Source organism: Vibrio sp. 10N.286.52.F8 (assembly GCF_041468745.1).
GTDB lineage: Bacteria > Pseudomonadota > Gammaproteobacteria > Enterobacterales > Vibrionaceae > Vibrio > Vibrio crassostreae_C.
This window is the reverse complement of sequence record NZ_JBFRJF010000010.1, coordinates 211,357-227,065: the sequence shown is the minus strand read 5'-3', so window position 1 is coordinate 227,065 and position 15,709 is coordinate 211,357. Positions and strand designations below refer to the sequence as shown.

15 protein-coding genes are annotated in these 15,709 nt (G+C 43.0%); 13 read left to right on the top strand and 2 right to left on the bottom strand.

Annotation, left to right across the window (positions count from 1 at the left end):
* Positions 1–26 precede the first annotated feature (26 nt).
* Genes AB4133_RS05125 through AB4133_RS05070 form a run of 12 tightly spaced genes read left to right on the top strand, consistent with a single transcriptional unit; the run spans position 27 to position 11,731 of the window.
* A complete protein-coding gene (locus AB4133_RS05125; protein ID WP_372125730.1) occupies positions 27–1,376 on the top strand; it encodes an AAA family ATPase in 1,350 nt (449 codons plus the stop codon).
* Positions 1,369–2,118, top strand: coding sequence for a Flp pilus assembly protein CpaB (gene cpaB, locus AB4133_RS05120; RefSeq protein WP_136973751.1), 750 nt, complete (start codon positions 1,369–1,371; stop codon positions 2,116–2,118). The genes AB4133_RS05125 and cpaB overlap by 8 nt, the downstream gene beginning before the upstream one ends.
* A gap of 8 nt (positions 2,119–2,126) precedes the next feature.
* Entirely contained in the window at positions 2,127–3,581 is a 1,455-nt protein-coding gene (locus tag AB4133_RS05115) for a type II and III secretion system protein family protein (protein WP_372125727.1), read from the top strand.
* The gene (locus AB4133_RS05110; protein ID WP_017080025.1) at positions 3,544–3,840 is read left to right on the top strand and encodes a hypothetical protein; all 297 of its coding nucleotides are present in this window, start codon (positions 3,544–3,546) and stop codon (positions 3,838–3,840) included. Before AB4133_RS05115 ends, AB4133_RS05110 begins: the two co-directional genes overlap by 38 nt.
* Before the next feature lie 16 nt (positions 3,841–3,856).
* Entirely contained in the window at positions 3,857–5,125 is a 1,269-nt protein-coding gene (locus AB4133_RS05105; protein WP_017080026.1) for a TadE/TadG family type IV pilus assembly protein, read from the top strand.
* Positions 5,126–5,127: 2 nt separating this feature from the next.
* Entirely contained in the window at positions 5,128–5,556 is a 429-nt protein-coding gene (locus AB4133_RS05100; protein ID WP_029222737.1) for a TadE/TadG family type IV pilus assembly protein, read from the top strand.
* Positions 5,556–6,041 carry a TadE/TadG family type IV pilus assembly protein gene (locus AB4133_RS05095; RefSeq protein ID WP_029222738.1) on the top strand — a complete coding sequence of 162 codons (486 nt, stop codon included), beginning with the start codon at positions 5,556–5,558 and terminating at the stop codon, positions 6,039–6,041. The genes AB4133_RS05100 and AB4133_RS05095 overlap by 1 nt, the downstream gene beginning before the upstream one ends.
* 24 nt (positions 6,042–6,065) lie before the next feature.
* Positions 6,066–7,286 carry an AAA family ATPase gene (locus AB4133_RS05090; RefSeq protein WP_102398355.1) on the top strand — a complete coding sequence of 407 codons (1,221 nt, stop codon included), beginning with the start codon at positions 6,066–6,068 and terminating at the stop codon, positions 7,284–7,286.
* A gap of 33 nt (positions 7,287–7,319) precedes the next feature.
* Positions 7,320–8,768, top strand: a complete 1,449-nt coding sequence (locus AB4133_RS05085; RefSeq protein WP_372224040.1) for a CpaF family protein — start codon at positions 7,320–7,322, stop codon at positions 8,766–8,768.
* Positions 8,769–8,777: 9 nt separating this feature from the next.
* Positions 8,778–9,743 carry a type II secretion system F family protein gene (locus tag AB4133_RS05080; RefSeq protein WP_372224039.1) on the top strand — a complete coding sequence of 322 codons (966 nt, stop codon included), beginning with the start codon at positions 8,778–8,780 and terminating at the stop codon, positions 9,741–9,743.
* 3 nt (positions 9,744–9,746) lie between these two features.
* A complete protein-coding gene (locus AB4133_RS05075) occupies positions 9,747–10,718 on the top strand; it encodes a type II secretion system F family protein (RefSeq protein ID WP_102498635.1) in 972 nt (323 codons plus the stop codon).
* The gene (locus AB4133_RS05070) at positions 10,715–11,731 is read left to right on the top strand and encodes a tetratricopeptide repeat protein (RefSeq protein WP_372125721.1); all 1,017 of its coding nucleotides are present in this window, start codon (positions 10,715–10,717) and stop codon (positions 11,729–11,731) included. The genes AB4133_RS05075 and AB4133_RS05070 overlap by 4 nt, the downstream gene beginning before the upstream one ends.
* Before the next feature lie 113 nt (positions 11,732–11,844).
* Here AB4133_RS05070 and chrA read toward each other — a convergent pair whose 3' ends face one another.
* Positions 11,845–12,990 carry a chromate efflux transporter gene (chrA, locus tag AB4133_RS05065; protein WP_372224038.1) on the bottom strand — a complete coding sequence of 382 codons (1,146 nt, stop codon included), beginning with the start codon at positions 12,988–12,990 and terminating at the stop codon, positions 11,845–11,847.
* Between the two features lie 101 nt (positions 12,991–13,091).
* Between chrA and AB4133_RS05060 the strand changes: the two genes are divergently transcribed.
* Positions 13,092–14,018, top strand: a complete 927-nt coding sequence (locus AB4133_RS05060; protein ID WP_372106436.1) for a LysR family transcriptional regulator — start codon at positions 13,092–13,094, stop codon at positions 14,016–14,018.
* 267 nt (positions 14,019–14,285) lie between these two features.
* On the opposite strand, the gene AB4133_RS05055 is transcribed toward AB4133_RS05060, so the two are convergent.
* Positions 14,286–15,626, bottom strand: a complete 1,341-nt coding sequence (locus AB4133_RS05055) for an MATE family efflux transporter (protein WP_372224037.1) — start codon at positions 15,624–15,626, stop codon at positions 14,286–14,288.
* Positions 15,627–15,709 lie beyond the last annotated feature (83 nt).

Genomic DNA, 15,709 nt, shown 5'->3' with positions numbered 1-15,709 from the left:
CTAGTTCTAATGGAGAGGAATAATATATGGATATTATAGGACATACTGATCCAACAACATTAAAACCTCAAATATCTGCTCCAACCGTACCAACATCTATTGATATGCTAGGTGTTCCTGAGGTCGTTATTGAAAACCTTGTGTTGAAGCACCTGTCAGCTTATCCGAAGTCGGATGTTTTAGAGCTCTCTAACTACTTGTGTGTTGTGACACATATTGTTGAAAGTGCGTTGGCTGTGTTGAGAAAAAAGTCATTGATTGAAGTTTTTCAACCAACCAACAATCTTTCTCTCTCATCAGCATCTCATAGTCACGTCCGCTATTCTCTTTCTGAGAAAGGGCTTGAAGATGCTGATCTAGCTTTTAAACGAGATGCGTATTTAGGTCCTGCTCCAGTTTCGCTTGCTCAATATAGTGATGTGGTCAAACAGCAAGACCTGAGAGCAGAGTTAGTGACTCGGCCACATGTCGAAGCTGCTCTGGATGATGTATATGGTGTCGATAAAATGATTTCGGTATTGGGGCCTGCAATTAATTCGGGGCGTGCCTTATTACTGTATGGGCATGCGGGGACGGGTAAAACATTTGTAGCGTCGCGCATTGTCAATGCGCTGCATACGTCGGTTTTCATTCCTTATGCCGTTTATGCGTTGGGCAATATCATTAAGGTGTTTTCTGCACAGCATCATAAACCGCTGGATAGTAACGGCAGCGATCAAAGTATCTCCCTCAAAGATCAATACGACAAGCGTTGGCTTAATTGTGAAAGACCAAATATCCAGGTTGGGGGAGAACTGACTATGGATATGCTCGAGGTTAATCATTCAGAGAACAGTCGCGTTTGGTTAGCGCCTGTACAAATGATGGCAAACAATGGGATTTTTATCATTGATGACCTGGGTCGTCAGCCCATGCCGGTGGATGCACTTCTTAACCGTTGGATTGTTCCTATGGAGTACTCATTCGACTATTTGTCGTTGCCCAATGGTCAGCAGATAACGATGCCATTTGTTCTAACGCTAGCTTTTTCTACCAATCTAAATCCCAAGAAAATAAGCGACCCTGCATTTCTACGTCGTTTAGGTTACAAAATTGAATTCAAGCCGCTGAATCAGCGAGATTATGAAGCTTTATGGATGAGCGTCGTCGCTGAAAAAGAGATGGAGCTTCAAGATGGTTTCTTTGAGCGTTTGTCTCAAATGCACACGCTTCTTAAGGTGCCACTTTTCCCCTGTTTGCCGAAAGATCTCGTTGGTATAAGCAAAGACATTCTTTCGTTTGAGCAACTCCCACCTGTTATCACATTCGATATTCTTTCCATGGCATGGGAAGTCTATTTTACCTCTGATGGACACGAGGAAGAGAATAATGAATAAGAGTCAAGTTTTCCTACTGTTTTTACTGTCCGTAGTATTCGGCTTAGCGGCTGTATTTTTTGCTAAGCAGTGGATGGATGATCAAGTTCAGCCAACCGTTGAAGTTGAAACGGTCGAGCGTCACCCCGTTGTTGTCGCATCACAAGAAATTGAAGCCGGAACCATTATCGAGGATCAGTTTTTAACCACCAGGTTGATGGAAGTTGATTGGATTAATGAAAATAACTATTCGGATAAAGCAGAGCTGATTGGCAAGGTTGTTGCGAATACTGTCTATGCGGGAGAGGTGCTTCACAAGTTACGATTTACTGTACCAGGAGAAGGGTCAACGCTTGCAGCTCTTATCCCTGAAAATAAACGTGCGGTAACGATACGTGTTGATGATGTTATTGGTGTGGCGGGTTTCTTATTACCGGGTAACAAGGTTGATATTCTCAATACCGTTTCTTACGGAAAAAATTCTGCCACGACTCAAACAGTATTAAAAGACATCAAGGTTTTGGCTGTCGACCAAACGGCTAAGACGAATGAAAACAGTCCAATTATTGTACGAGCGGTAACACTTGAGATGACGCCGAAAGAGGCAGAGAAACTTCTCACGGCTAAAAGCAAGGGCGATATTCAGCTGACTTTGAGAAACCCACATGAAGTTGAGAAAAAAGTGGTTCGTCGATATGTGCCTAGACCAAGTGTCACCATTATCAAAGGTACAGAAACATCTAATGTGCGCGTCAAGGATTGAGGTGAAATATGAGAATATTAATTGCGTGTGTTTTGAGCCTGATTTGTATTTCGACGGCCAGTGTTGCGGCGTTACAAACGGGAAAAACAGTCACGGTTCCACATCATAAATCTACGCATGTCGTGCTGTCGGGAAAAGCGGCGAAGGTTTCTCTTGGTGATCCTGAAGTTTTAGATATTGTAATTTTAAAATCAAATGAAGTGTTTTTAATTGGTAAAAAATTAGGTGCGACAAACCTAATGGCTTGGGACTCTCGAGGTCGGTTAATTGAGTCTATTAACATTGAGGTTACTCATGATCTTAATAGCCTCAAAGCTAAATTATATGAGTTCCTTCCAGATGAAACTATCGAAGTCCACAGCGCACAGAATCGTTTGTTGTTGAGTGGTCAGGTGAGTAATCAACAACAAATGAATGTCGCGATGCGAATTGCAGAAACGTATTCATCTGGGCAAACCGCTGACAAATCAAATGAAAGTGGTAGCGAGCAAGCCGCTGCTACCGGTGTTATCAATTTGATGTCCATTGGCGGGGCTCAACAAGTCATGTTAGAGGTGACGGTTGCCGAGGTGCAAAGAAGCTTGGTGAGAAAGTTTGATGCAAACTTCCACTTCTTCCAAACCAGTGGGTCTGACTTTTCTTGGGGGGCGTCTTCAGTCCCTGCTGGTGTGTTAGGTGCAACCCCAATTTTCAATATTCCTACCTCTACCGATTACGGCATTTTAGGTTCTTTCATTGATAGTAATACATTGTTTACTTTCGCACTGGACGTAGCAAAACAAAACGGGGTCGCTAAGGTATTGGCTGAACCGAACTTAACCGCATTAAGTGGTTCTAAGGCTGAGTTTTTAGCTGGTGGGGAGTTTCCAATTCCAGTGCCTGATGAGGATGGTATTACGATTGAGTACAAAGAGTATGGTGTGGGTTTAAAGTTCATCCCAACGGTACTCAGTGACAAAAAAATCAACCTAAACTTAGCGGTTGATGTGAGTGAAATTGCCAATAGTAGCTCGTTAACGATTGATCCTGGTACTACCAATGCGACTTACTTTATCCCTCCAATTACACGAAGAAGTGCGTCATCGACGCTTGAGTTAGCCGACGGTCAGACCATCGGTATTGCGGGGTTGTTGAGTGAGAATGTTAGGGACATCAGTAACAAGATGCCAGGCTTTGGCGATGTGCCGATTTTAGGTCAGCTTTTCAATAGCCAAGAATATGTGTCTGGTGAAACAGAGTTGGTCATTCTTGTTACGCCTCGACTCGCCAAACCGGTGGATAGAAGTAAAGTAACACTGCCAACTGATGCTTTTGTTGACCCTAATGACTTGGAGTATTACTTATTGGGCCGAGGCGCTTACATAGCTGAACCGTCTGAATCTGATTCAGAGCAATCTCAAGCTTCACAGGATATATCACCGACCGATGGTGGTAGCGAAGGCTCATTTGGGCATGATTTATAAGGGGATAGATATGACTAAAATAATGATGATCTTTCTCGCAATGTTATTAGTTGGCTGTGCGAACGATGCTCGTTTAGGGCATTCGGTAGCACTAGTGAAAACAGAGCAAACGTATAACCCTAATGCTACCCAAGAGAATTTACTCGAAGTACCTGATGGTACAGGGGAGCGGATGCAGACTGGTTACGACAGATATGTTGGCAGAGGTGAAAACGAACTGTCCGGAAGTAGTAGCCAGATCTTAGAAGATTTTAACTAAATCTGGAGGTACTCATATGTTGTATCGAGTATCACAAAGCCCTAAAAAGCAACAAGGCTTAGTTGTGGTGATGATTACTGCTGCCTTGTTGGTTTTTCTAGCTGTCTCAGCGCTAGCTATAGACATAAACCATATGGTTGTAAATAAAACGCGCTTACAAAATGCAGTTGATTCTGCAGCGCTGGCTGCCGCAACCATATTAGACAATAGCAAAGATAAAGACGCGGTAGACGCGGAAGTCGGTACGGCGCTCAATGCTATGGCGGCTTCAACAGGGAACCAAGAAATTGATTTTTCGACCGCTTCTATAAGCATTGATTATTCGAATGACCCACAGGATTTTACTGGCACGGCGACGTTCGGTGCAAGTGATGATGTTTATGTGCGAGTTCGCGTGGATGCACTAGAGATGGATGAATTTTTCATTCATATGTTTGGTCTTGATAAGGCAGTATCGGCAAGTGCCGTTGCTGGGCCAAGCTCAGGGCAAGAAGTCGTTAATAACGTTGTACCCATTGGCGTATGTATTGGTGATGGCACTTCGGATAACGATATTGATCCTGAAGATGGTTTTCACGATGACACCGGTGAGGTAATAACCAATGTGTTTGGTTATGAGGTCGGTACCGTTCATGCTCTTAAGGTAGGGGATAACAAACTATCTGAAATGGGTAATGGTAATTATCACCTATTAGACTTTGGCTCTGGTGGTAAAACCGTCAAAGAGGGCTTAGGTGGGAATTATAGTTATCCTGTAGCGATTGGTGATAATATAACCACTAAACCAGGTGGCACGGTTGGTCCCACAGGCGATGGCCTGAATACTCGTTTTGGTGATTATGGTGGTGGCTTATCTGCATCAGATTATCCTTCAGATTATGTAACCACAGAACCTACCAACGAAATAACGATTGATGCCGGTACGGGAGAGATCGACTCTGACGGAAGTTATACCTACGCTCAATATGAGTCAGAGACTAACGCCTGTATAGCAAGCGGAGGTTCAGGGTGTGCATCTAATGGTGTGGCTTGGCGAAGAATTTTACCGATTCCTATGGTTGATTGCTCAGGTAAAAGTGGTGGTGCAACCGACTTTACCGTAAACAAAATTGGCTGTTTTTTCTTGTTGCAAAAAGCACCAACTAATAACTCAGGTACACCCGCCGTTTTTGGTGAGTTTATCCACTCTTGCAGTGTTGCTGGTGGTTCTGGTAGTACAACGTCGACAACGGAAGGGACTTATAAGATTGTTTTGTATAAGGACCCCAATAGTGGGGAGTCTTGATCATGAAGCAATCTAATCAATTTCAACAGGGGTTTGCTGCTGTAGAGATGGTCATTGTGACTCCCGTCTTATTGTTTTTTCTAGTTTTAGTTCTAGAGCTTGGCAATGTTCTGGTTCACTACAATGTGATATCGAAGTCAGTACAAAATGGCGCTCGTTATGCGGTTAGTGAAGTATATGGAACCATTGGTGGAACCATCGCACCGACGTCTGAAATTCAGAATGTCGTGGTCTATGGTCAGAACAGCGCGGGGACAGCTGTACTATCTTCATTGACGACATCGGATGTGACGGTAACCCCGCCTTCAGGCGACAGTTATGTACGAGTTAGTGTGACGTATGATTATGTTCCACTTTTCTTGTCTATTCCTTTTTCGAATGAGAGTTTTGCTGTTCCATTAAGTGTGACTTCAGTGATGAGGGTGCTGTGATGACAAGGCTTAAAAGACGAATTGAAGGGCTGGCCATTATTGAGTTCACTCTGGTCTCATCGCTAATTTTTCTACTTCTCTTTCTCATTTTAGCGTTGGGTGCCTATATATTTTCGCTACAAATGGTTAGTGAAGCGACTAGGAAGGCGGCTCGGTTAGCGACGGTATGTTACGTCCTAGATAGAGACAATATTGCAGGAATGGTGGTGGATGATATTCCTCTTGTTGGATTTACTAATGCGAACTTAGAAGTGGCTTACTTAGACGCGAGCGGGGGAGAGGTTGCTTCTGATTTTGAAGCGAACTTTGGCACCATTAAGTTTGTGCGTGCTAGGGCTACGGGTTATGGCATTCAGTTAATCAGTAACCTAAGCTTTCTAGGAGTGAATGGATTTCTTGCTGCCCCTGCGTTTGAAACAATATTACCAGCTGAAAGCTTAGGTGTGGTTAGGGCGGACTCTGAAAAAAGGAATCGGTGTCCATAAGTTATTTATTACGGGAGTAGCGGTATGGGGGAAGCGATCAAAATAACGCCGAATGAAAACGATAAAGATATGACGCGTTTAAGAACGAATCTAAAGGTTTGGTTAGTCTACAGTACTGACGGCTTTCATTCGCATATGAGTAAAGAACTAAAAAAATGCCGAAATGTTCATGTAACGTCGTTTTCTCTTGCGGCAATGAGTGAGGAATACCTAAAAAGTGCAGATGTCCCAGAGCTTATTTTCGTTGAAGCTAATGGGAATTGGGCTCAAAAAATGGTTGAGTTGCAAGGGTATGATTTGTCTTTAGAAGACAAGGATTTGTCTTTAGTTGTGCTTGGTGATGAAAGTGATAACGGATCACTAAAAATAGCACTTCGTTTAGGGGCATCAGATTTTTTGTCTCATAATGTGACTCTATCGGACTTACTTCCATTATTGAAGAAAACCGCTTCCGAAAAACTTGAGAACTCCAGTTACGGAGAGTTTATCTTGTTTTTGAATACCAAAGGAGGGATGGGGGCAACTACCTTGGCTTTAAATACTGCCATTGAGATGGCGACTCAACATCCTAATGAAGTTCTTTTACTTGATATCGATCTCCAGTTTGGCGTGATTCCAGACTATTTGAACATAGTTCCGACTTATAGCGTTTCTGATGCGATCAACAGTTCTAATGATTTGGATGAAATGTCTTTGGGATCTTTGGTAAATAAACACGAATCAGGTCTCCATGTTCTAAGCTTTAAACATGAAAATAACGCTGATGATTTCGAGCAGGCTCAGAAAATTGGCAGATTACTTCCAATTCTGCGTCGTTTCTACCCTTATGTGATCATTGACCTGTCTAGAGGCTTAGATCACGTATTTGCATCAGCAATATCACCCGCGACTAAAGTACTTTTGGTTTTGCAACAGAGCTTAGTGTCAGTAAAAAACACAAGCCGACTAATTAAATCTCTGAAGTTTGAGTACGGCTTACAAAGTGACTCAATAGAGGTCATTCTCAACCGTTATGAAAAGCGACATTCAATTAAGTTGAAAGACATTGAGCAAGCAGTGGGTAACCACGACATACACCTTATGCCAAATGATTTTAAAGTCGCGCTAGAGAGTGCCAACTTGGGGCAGCCGTTAGTTCAGTCGAGAAAAAAAAGCTCTATTACTCGCTCTATCATCGACTTATCTCATGTTCTTTCACCACCGGAGCAGGAAGAGAAAGGGTGGCTGAAAAAGTTGTTTTCATAATGAGTTGATGAAAAGTAAACACGAGGGATTGTGATGTTCTTTAAACGAAAAAATGTAAATCCAGAGTTTGAAAAAAAAGTAGAACAGATTTCGCATGATTCAGAAGATGCCAATCCTGTTGAACGTTTATCAAGTGTTGAGACGTCCAGTCACTCTCGGACAGAAGCGAGCGTTGAAAAGGAGAAAGCGATCGATGAAGCTCGAAAAGTACTGGAGCAAGAATTATCAATCAAACACTTCTTTCACAAGCAGTTGCTTGAAACGTTAGACTTAGGGTTACTTTCTAGCTTGGAGAAAGAGCGCGCCAAGCTAGATTTGCATGAAGCTATCGTTCAGTTGATGGCTGATGATGGTAGTCATGCACTCAGCGCAGAAGGTCGTAAGCGGGTCATCAAACAGATAGAAGATGAAGTTTTTGGTCTTGGTCCGTTGGAGCCCTTATTAGCTGATCAAACTGTATCGGATATATTGGTCAACGGCCCTAAAAGTGTTTATGTGGAGCGACGGGGTAAACTCGAAAAAACGCCCTATACTTTTCTTGATGATCGCCATTTAAGAAACATTATTGACCGTATCGTCAGTCAGGTTGGTCGTCGTATCGATGAAGCATCACCTATGGTAGATGCCCGCTTAGTTGATGGTTCCCGTGTTAATGCGATTATCCCGCCTCTCGCACTCGATGGCCCTTCCGTTTCGATCCGTCGTTTTGCTGTCGATCGTCTGACCATGGATAACTTAATTGGTTACGACTCAGTCTCGCCTCAGATGGCTAAATTTGTGGAGGCTGCAGTAAAAGGCGAGCTCAATATATTGATTTCAGGTGGTACAGGTTCAGGAAAAACCACCACGTTAAACATATTCTCTGGCTTTATTCCACGTGATCAACGAATTATTACCATAGAAGACTCGGCGGAATTACAACTTCAACAACCTCATGTCATTCGTTTAGAAACTCGCCCTGCAAACCTAGAAGGTAAAGGCGAAATCAGCCAGCGAGAGCTCGTAAAAAATACCCTGCGTATGCGCCCCGACCGAATCGTGGTTGGTGAGGTTCGTGGTAGCGAAGCGGTTGATATGCTAGCTGCGATGAACACGGGCCATGACGGCTCACTTGCTACCATTCATGCGAATACCCCTCGTGATGCCTTGAGTCGTGTCGAAAACATGTTCTCGATGGCTGGGTGGAACATATCAACCAAAAACTTACGAGCTCAAATAGCTTCGGCTATCCACCTTGTTGTTCAAATGGAACGACAAGAAGATGGTAAGCGTCGTATGGTGAGTATCCAAGAGATCAACGGCATGGAAGGTGAAGTGATTACGATGTCTGAAATATTCCGTTTTCAGCGTAAAGGTATTGATGAAAGCGGCAATATTATCGGTTATTTCACAGCAACGGGGGTTGTGCCTCAATACCATGACCAGTTAGTCAAACGTGGACTCGATTTGCCTTTCGAGCTCTTTAGTGAGACCAAAGGTTAAGGAGGGAATATGGACAATGTAAGCGTTTCATTAGCCCTATTATTTATCGCAGTACTTTTTATTTCACAGGCGTTGTTATTACCTGCTGCCGGTAAGAAAGCGAAACATAAAGAGTTGTCTCGCCGCTTAAAAGAAACGCAGCGTAATATCGATGCAGAGAGTTTGTCATTACTTAAGGAACACTATAACAAAGAGCTTTCTCCGCTGGATCGTAAGCTCATCGTTATTCCTTTCTTCGCTGGCTTGAAAAAAATGTTGGAACTTGCCGGTATGAAAGTGACGTTAAGCCGGTTCTTACTTATTGTTTCTCTTTGTGGTGTGTCACTCACGTTGATATCGATAATGACCAACCAAGTATGGTTCCTTACTGTCGCGGCATTCATTTTTGTTTGGGTTATCGCCTATCTATTTGTGCAAAATCGAGTGACCTACCGAATGGCTCGATTTGAAGAACAGCTTCCTGAGGCTTTAGATATTATTCGACGTGCATTACAAGCAGGACAACCCCTCGTTCAATCATTTAACGAGGTTGGCGAAGAACTTCCAGATCCAATCGGTGTTGAATTTAAAAATACCTATAACCTGCTTAATTATGGTTATGACTTACGTTTGGCGATTCTACAAATGACAGAACGAGTACCAACCGTCTCAATGTTGGCATTTTCTAGTGCTGTAATGTTGCAAAAAGAGACTGGGGGTAACCTCTCTGAGAATCTGCAAAAGGTATCTGAAGTACTTAGAGCACGTTTTAAACTGGAAAGGAAAGTCAGAACGCTCTCTGCTGAAAGTCGTTTATCAGCATGGATCTTAACGTTATCTCCTTTTGGTTTGTTTTTCGCATTAAGGGTCGCTAGTCCTGAGTATATCGAGCCACTCTATAAAGATCCCCGCGGCCTATCCATGGTGAGTGTCGGTATTGTTCTTTTGGCTATCGGAGCCTTGTGGATTAAAAAGATCATCAGCATAGAGATATAACCTATGGAATTATTAAATATTGAAGTTTGGAAGCAGATGTTAGCAGACTTTGGAGTTAGCTCTCAGATGGTTATCTATTCGATGATTTTGCTTACAACAGTCTTGTTAACGCTAACGCTTGGATTTCTTTTTTTAGGAGCTCGTTCTCCCTTGGACAAAAAACTGAGACAGATATCAGAAGATGGGGCACCTACCGGCAGAAAACCATACGACTTCTCGAATACGTTAGAATCATTAAGCCCTTTTATAAGTAAAGGTAATAAAAAAGATAATGAAACTTACTCAGAAAAGTTGATGCATGCAGGGTTTCATGAGAAGAGCTCGTTATCGGTTTTCTATGCGTTGAAGGTTTTATCTAGCTTAATAGGTATCGTCGCGGGCTTTATGGTTTATTACATAGCGTTAGGCGGAGAGTATAATAAATTACTCATCATGACCTGTGTTTTTCTTGGCACATTCACACCTAATATTATTCTAAGTAAGCTGCAAAAAGAGCGTCAGAAAAAAATCAGAAACGGCGTCCCTGATGCGCTTGATCTTCTTGTTGTATGTACTGAATCAGGGCTTGGCTTTAATGCAGCTCTTGGACGTGTTGCATCAGAGCTTTATATCTCTCAGCCTGAACTTGCGGATGAACTAGAGACTGTGTTTGCTAAAATTCAAGCGGGCGTCACTATGCCTGATGCGCTTAGGCAGCTTATCGAACGAACTGGTTTAGTTGAATTGGAAGGCTTGGTTTCTTTGCTTTCTCATGCATCGAGAATGGGCGGAAGTTTAGCGCAAACGCTCCGTGACTATACTGAAGATTTTAGAGATAAGCGTCAGCAAGCCGCTGAAGAAATCGCGGCGAAAATACCGACTAAAATGTTATTCCCCATGTTGATATTTATTTGGCCTTGTTTTTTCATTGTTGCACTTGGCCCTGGACTCTTGATCGTAATGGACGCATTAAGTGCGCCGGGAGCAAGTTTATGATGTTATACAATAAGTTTCTTCTACTACTATTGCCCATTTTGCTACTTGGTTGTGCATCTTCTGACGAACCAACCAACCAATTTGATGCCGAATTGTATTCGGGTAAACCAATCGATAGTTTGACTAGTGATGATCCACCGCTAAATGAAAAAGAAGCAATTATGCGCGGTGACATTGCTCTGCGAGACAACAATATAGACTTGGCGTTGTATGAATACATACGCTCTTTGTCTTTCCCTGAAAAAGAGTTTCACGATAAAACTCTGTTCACTATTGGCCAAATACATTCGTCTCGCGGTAACTATGCGTTGGCCGAGAAAGCTTACCTTGCAGCGCTAGATTTTAACCCCGCTCACACTGAAGTTTTGGAGCAGTTAGGCGTTCTATACACCAAACAACGTCGTACAGATGAAGGACGGAGTTATTTCTTTAAAGCGATTAATTCAGACCAAGTTCGCTTGAAAAGCAGTGAAACGACTAAAAATTACCAAGCGTTAAGCCAAAGTGAAGTTGCTGGCTTGAAGGTGGATAGCATGTCGCCAGCACTCGCTTATATGGGAATTGGGGTATTGGAGGATGTTGAAGGTAAGCATCAAATAGCTCAAGAGTATTTTAAAAAGTCGCTCACTATCGATAAAACCTCAGTAAAAGCCTTGTTGAACATGGGCTACTCCCATTACATGTATGGCAACTACAAAGAAGCGTATCAATACACTCGTTCGGCGTTAGAGATTGAGCCTAACAATGAGAAAGCTCAGAATAACCTTGCCCTTATTTACTTAGCTTCCGGCGATGTGAAAAAGGCGATCAACGTTTTTATGCGTCATATGGATGCTCCCGAAGCGTTGAATAATGTCGGGTATTTTTTAATTCTCCAAGGTCGACCTGATGAAGCGATTCCTTATCTTCAACAAGCGATCGATAAAAAGCCGTCTTACTACAAAATTGCTAATGAGAACCTAAATAGAGCGTTGGCAGAGGTAAGGGAAATGAAAGCCAGCACCCCGATATAACGCCCTATCAAGTTAAGTCATTCTAAATAAGATAGCCCCTGATGAGTTTCCTGATCAGGGGCTATTATTTGTAACTCAGTTTAGTATCTAAAGTTGGGTATCTAAGTGCTTAATTATAAATAGTTAAGCATCGCACCAGCGGCGATAAAGGTACCCACTAAACCTACAATCGGCATCTTAATTGTTTTCAATAACCACACACCAACAATGATCAGAGCGAAGTCTATGCCGCTGCTTACTGCGCTTGTGAAGATCGGTTGATATAGCGCTGCCAACAATAAACCGACAACCGCCGCATTCACACCAGTAAGAGCGCCTGCCACCAAAGGTTTGCTTGCAATCGCCTGCCAGTTTTTCAATATACCGAGTAGCAATAAGAAGCCCGGTAAGAACACAGCAATCGTTGCGAGTAGTGCGCCTGTGATCGGTGCCGATGGCATTAATACATAGCCTAGGTATGTCGCTAAGGTAAACATAGGACCAGGTACAGCCTGTGCTGCAGCATAGCCCGTTAGGAACGCATCTTGGGATAGTTGGTCACTAATACCATTCTGCAACAATGGAAGTACCACATGACCGCCACCGAATACTAAGCTGCCAGCTTGATAGAACAGACCAAATACTTCAATACCTTGAGAGTATGCACTGAATAGAGGCAGACCAACCAGTAAAGCAACGAAAATCACGAGTGGTGTTAACGATATCTTGTGCGTCGAAGGTACTGTTTTTAATTCGTGTGAGGTTAAGAACTTACTGCCAACCATAGCAGCAAACAATAGAACTAATACCTGAGGCCAGATCCCAGGAATTAAAAGCAGAACAATCGCGGTGATCACACACAGTGCTGTTGCTATCTTTGATTGGCAAAAGTTTTTGTACATGCCGAAAGTGGCGTCAGCCACAACCACGACCGCGAGTAGCTTAAGTCCGTGGATGATAGAAATGAAAAGCGGTGCTTCCAACAACTGATTGCTCACTAAGGCCAATATCAACATTAGGATGACAGAAGGGGAGGTGAAGCCTACAAATGCGGCAATCGCACCGGTTAAGCCACCTTTTTTGTAACCAACCGTGAAGCCAACCTGACTTGAGCCTGGACCCGGCAGAAATTGACTGAGGGCGACAATTTGCCCGTACTCTTCGTCGGATAACCAATTCAGTTTCTCAACAAAGGTTTTACGGAAGTAGCCAATGTGCGCAGCTGGCCCACCAAAGCTAATCCAGCCAAGCCAGAAAAATGTTTTAAAAATTGAAAGCATGATCGATTCCAGATAAATGTTTAGCGTAATTTATGGTGACTTGCACTATGATTCAAATTAATTGTTTTAATTATAACTATTAATGAAATAGGTTCTTCTGGATGGCTGATTTTAACTGGAAAGGTATCGATCTTAACTTATTGATAGCTCTGCAAGCGTTATACAAAACGAACAGTGTAAGTAAAGCGGCTGAGCGTTGTTATGTCAGCCAATCTGCGATGAGCCATAGCTTACAAAGGCTACGAAAGTTGTTTGATGACCCTTTGTTTGAGCGGGTGGGTAGCAAGATGGAGGCAACCGACCGAGCCATTGAACTATCAAGTACCGTGGACGCGCTACTGAATACCATCCAGTCTGAAGTTCTGTTATCTAAATCGTTTGATGCAGAGACTTATAAAGGGACTTGGAAGATTGGTCTCACTGATTATGCCGAGCAGATGTTCGCTCCAATATTGTTTGACCTGATTAAGCAATCCTCTCCTTATTCCCAAGTAGCGTTGTTCAATGTAAACCGGAGTAACTACCAGCAAGTCTTTGACGATGCCAAGCTTGATATGACGATAGGCAGCTTTGGTGAGGTACCAAAGCAATATCGAACAAAGCATTTGTATACGGAGCGACATGTTTGTTTACTTGATCAATCGGTTCTATCCATTGAGGAGCCGATGTCGCTAGAACAATTTGTTGCTGTCGAGCACGCGCTTGTTTCCCCTGCAGGGGCTTTAAAGACGGGAGTGGACACTCGTTTAGGTGAACTCGGTTTAAGCCGGAAAGTCGCGATATCTTCCAGTAACTTTTTAACTGTTAAACGACTCATTCGTGGCAGAGAACTATTGTGTATTGTCCCCAAGCTAGTCGCGCGCAAGGATATGGATAGTGAAGAAACCTTACTAGCTGTGAAGCCACCAATTGATGTTCCAGATTTTGATATCCAGCTTGTTTATAGAAAGGCAAAGCATTTAGATGATAAAAATAAACTACTTAGAAAGCTGATTACTAATGCGATCTCATCTGTGATTTCCGAATAGTTTATTGTGTCGGTTAATCGTCAAATTCATATGAATTAATTTTAGAAAAATCCGGTTTATTATAAGAACCCGACTATACTTAATTTACGACTTAAAGCAGTCGTAAAGAATAGGCTTTTTGATTTACCTAAGTAAAAAAATTGGTTATATCCTCATGATATAGCTTAAAAATCTACCAGGCTAAACGGACTTAGTTGGTCTTAAAAGCGCTAGCTCCCCCTAGCGCTTTTTTCTTTTGGTCGAGATAAATTTCGACGTATCAACAACCTAAAAAGAGAATCGAGTCCATTTCTTAGCTCGCCAGCGATAGGCCATGATGATTCCACGGAACCACTCGTCCATCGCGATTGCCATCCAAGCACCCAATACGCCATAACCCCAATGCACGCCAAGCAAATAGCTCATGGCAACCCCAATGCCCCACATGCTGACAATGCCCATTTTGATCGGGAATTTAATGTCGCCAGCAGCCTTTAGACAAGAGATAAAGATAAGGTTAAATACTCGTCCAGCTTCAAGAATGATGGAACCTGCAATCAGTGCCGCCGTTAGCGCAATGATCTCTGGATCTTGCGTGAACAGATCGAGAATTTCGAAACGGAACACATACACCATGCAGGTGATCGCGGTTGACGCGATAAAGCCAACCACAAAGTAACGTTGCACGCGCTTGGTAATCTCGTCGATCCAACCCTTACCAATGTAATAGCCTGTTTGGATTTGGCTGCCTTGACCAATTGCCAGTGCAAACGCAAAAGAGAGGCGAGCGATGTTTTGTGCGTAAGTAAACGCAGCCAGTGAAGACGTACCCATCTGCACTACAAAGAAGGTAATGCTGATCTGAGCCATGTTATAAGAGAGCACTTCTCCAGCGTTCATCGAGCCGATCTTCATGATTTTTTGATAGATGGCTTTCGGCACAGATTTAAACTGCTTCACTGGTAGATAAATCCCTTTGCTTCTGACCACACCAATCAAGATCAACATTCCGATTACTTGGCTAATGACGGTCGCGGTCGCAACCCCTTGCACGCCGTATACAGGCAAACCAAAAGGTTGATATAAGGCACAGTAGTTACCGAATACGTTGATGACACCTGCAATCATATTGATCACCATCGGTGACTTTGAATAGCCATGACTGCGCAAAATAGTGGTGAGAACCACACCTATGGTTACATTGAAGGTGAGAGCACCACTGATGAACAGGTATTCTTGCGCGTACTGTTCGACTTGAGGTTCGAGTTGATAAAGCGGGATAAAATATTCAGCAACAAGAACGGCAATCACACTCAGTAGCACACCGGCAATAATGGCCAGAATGATACTTGCTACACCCACGTGAGCGCTCTCTTGAGTGCGGGAAGCACCATTGTATTGCGCGATTAGAATACCCGTACCACTGCTGACCATGGTCGAGACAATGATCAGGAAAAAGGATATCTGAGAAATAACACCAACGGCAGACACGGCTTTGTCCGAGTATCCCGATAACATGAATACATCACTGGTGTTGAGTGCGGTTCTTAAAAGAACTTCGATAAAAATTGGCCAGGTGAGCGCAACGATTCCCATACGTTTGTTTAGGGTGGAATCAGCATTAGGCATTTAGGTTTTCTCAAAAAAGGGGTAGGCGACACTATAGTTTAGCTATTATTTAGTAAACGACTATCAAATTAATGTCCGGAAGG

What these genes read in the sequence shown, in the direction of transcription:
- AB4133_RS05125 (WP_372125730.1), top strand. Translation starts at nt 27, where the DNA reads ATGGATATTATAGGACATACTGATCCAACAACATTAAAACCTCAAATA.
- cpaB (WP_136973751.1), top strand. Translation starts at nt 1,369, where the DNA reads ATGAATAAGAGTCAAGTTTTCCTACTGTTTTTACTGTCCGTAGTATTC.
- AB4133_RS05115 (WP_372125727.1), top strand. Translation starts at nt 2,127, where the DNA reads ATGAGAATATTAATTGCGTGTGTTTTGAGCCTGATTTGTATTTCGACG.
- AB4133_RS05110 (WP_017080025.1), top strand. Translation starts at nt 3,544, where the DNA reads ATGGTGGTAGCGAAGGCTCATTTGGGCATGATTTATAAGGGGATAGAT.
- AB4133_RS05105 (WP_017080026.1), top strand. Translation starts at nt 3,857, where the DNA reads ATGTTGTATCGAGTATCACAAAGCCCTAAAAAGCAACAAGGCTTAGTT.
- AB4133_RS05100 (WP_029222737.1), top strand. Translation starts at nt 5,128, where the DNA reads ATGAAGCAATCTAATCAATTTCAACAGGGGTTTGCTGCTGTAGAGATG.
- AB4133_RS05095 (WP_029222738.1), top strand. Translation starts at nt 5,556, where the DNA reads ATGACAAGGCTTAAAAGACGAATTGAAGGGCTGGCCATTATTGAGTTC.
- AB4133_RS05090 (WP_102398355.1), top strand. Translation starts at nt 6,066, where the DNA reads ATGGGGGAAGCGATCAAAATAACGCCGAATGAAAACGATAAAGATATG.
- AB4133_RS05085 (WP_372224040.1), top strand. Translation starts at nt 7,320, where the DNA reads ATGTTCTTTAAACGAAAAAATGTAAATCCAGAGTTTGAAAAAAAAGTA.
- AB4133_RS05080 (WP_372224039.1), top strand. Translation starts at nt 8,778, where the DNA reads ATGGACAATGTAAGCGTTTCATTAGCCCTATTATTTATCGCAGTACTT.
- AB4133_RS05075 (WP_102498635.1), top strand. Translation starts at nt 9,747, where the DNA reads ATGGAATTATTAAATATTGAAGTTTGGAAGCAGATGTTAGCAGACTTT.
- AB4133_RS05070 (WP_372125721.1), top strand. Translation starts at nt 10,715, where the DNA reads ATGATGTTATACAATAAGTTTCTTCTACTACTATTGCCCATTTTGCTA.
- chrA (WP_372224038.1), bottom strand. Translation starts at nt 12,990, where the DNA reads ATGCTTTCAATTTTTAAAACATTTTTCTGGCTTGGCTGGATTAGCTTT.
- AB4133_RS05060 (WP_372106436.1), top strand. Translation starts at nt 13,092, where the DNA reads ATGGCTGATTTTAACTGGAAAGGTATCGATCTTAACTTATTGATAGCT.
- AB4133_RS05055 (WP_372224037.1), bottom strand. Translation starts at nt 15,626, where the DNA reads ATGCCTAATGCTGATTCCACCCTAAACAAACGTATGGGAATCGTTGCG.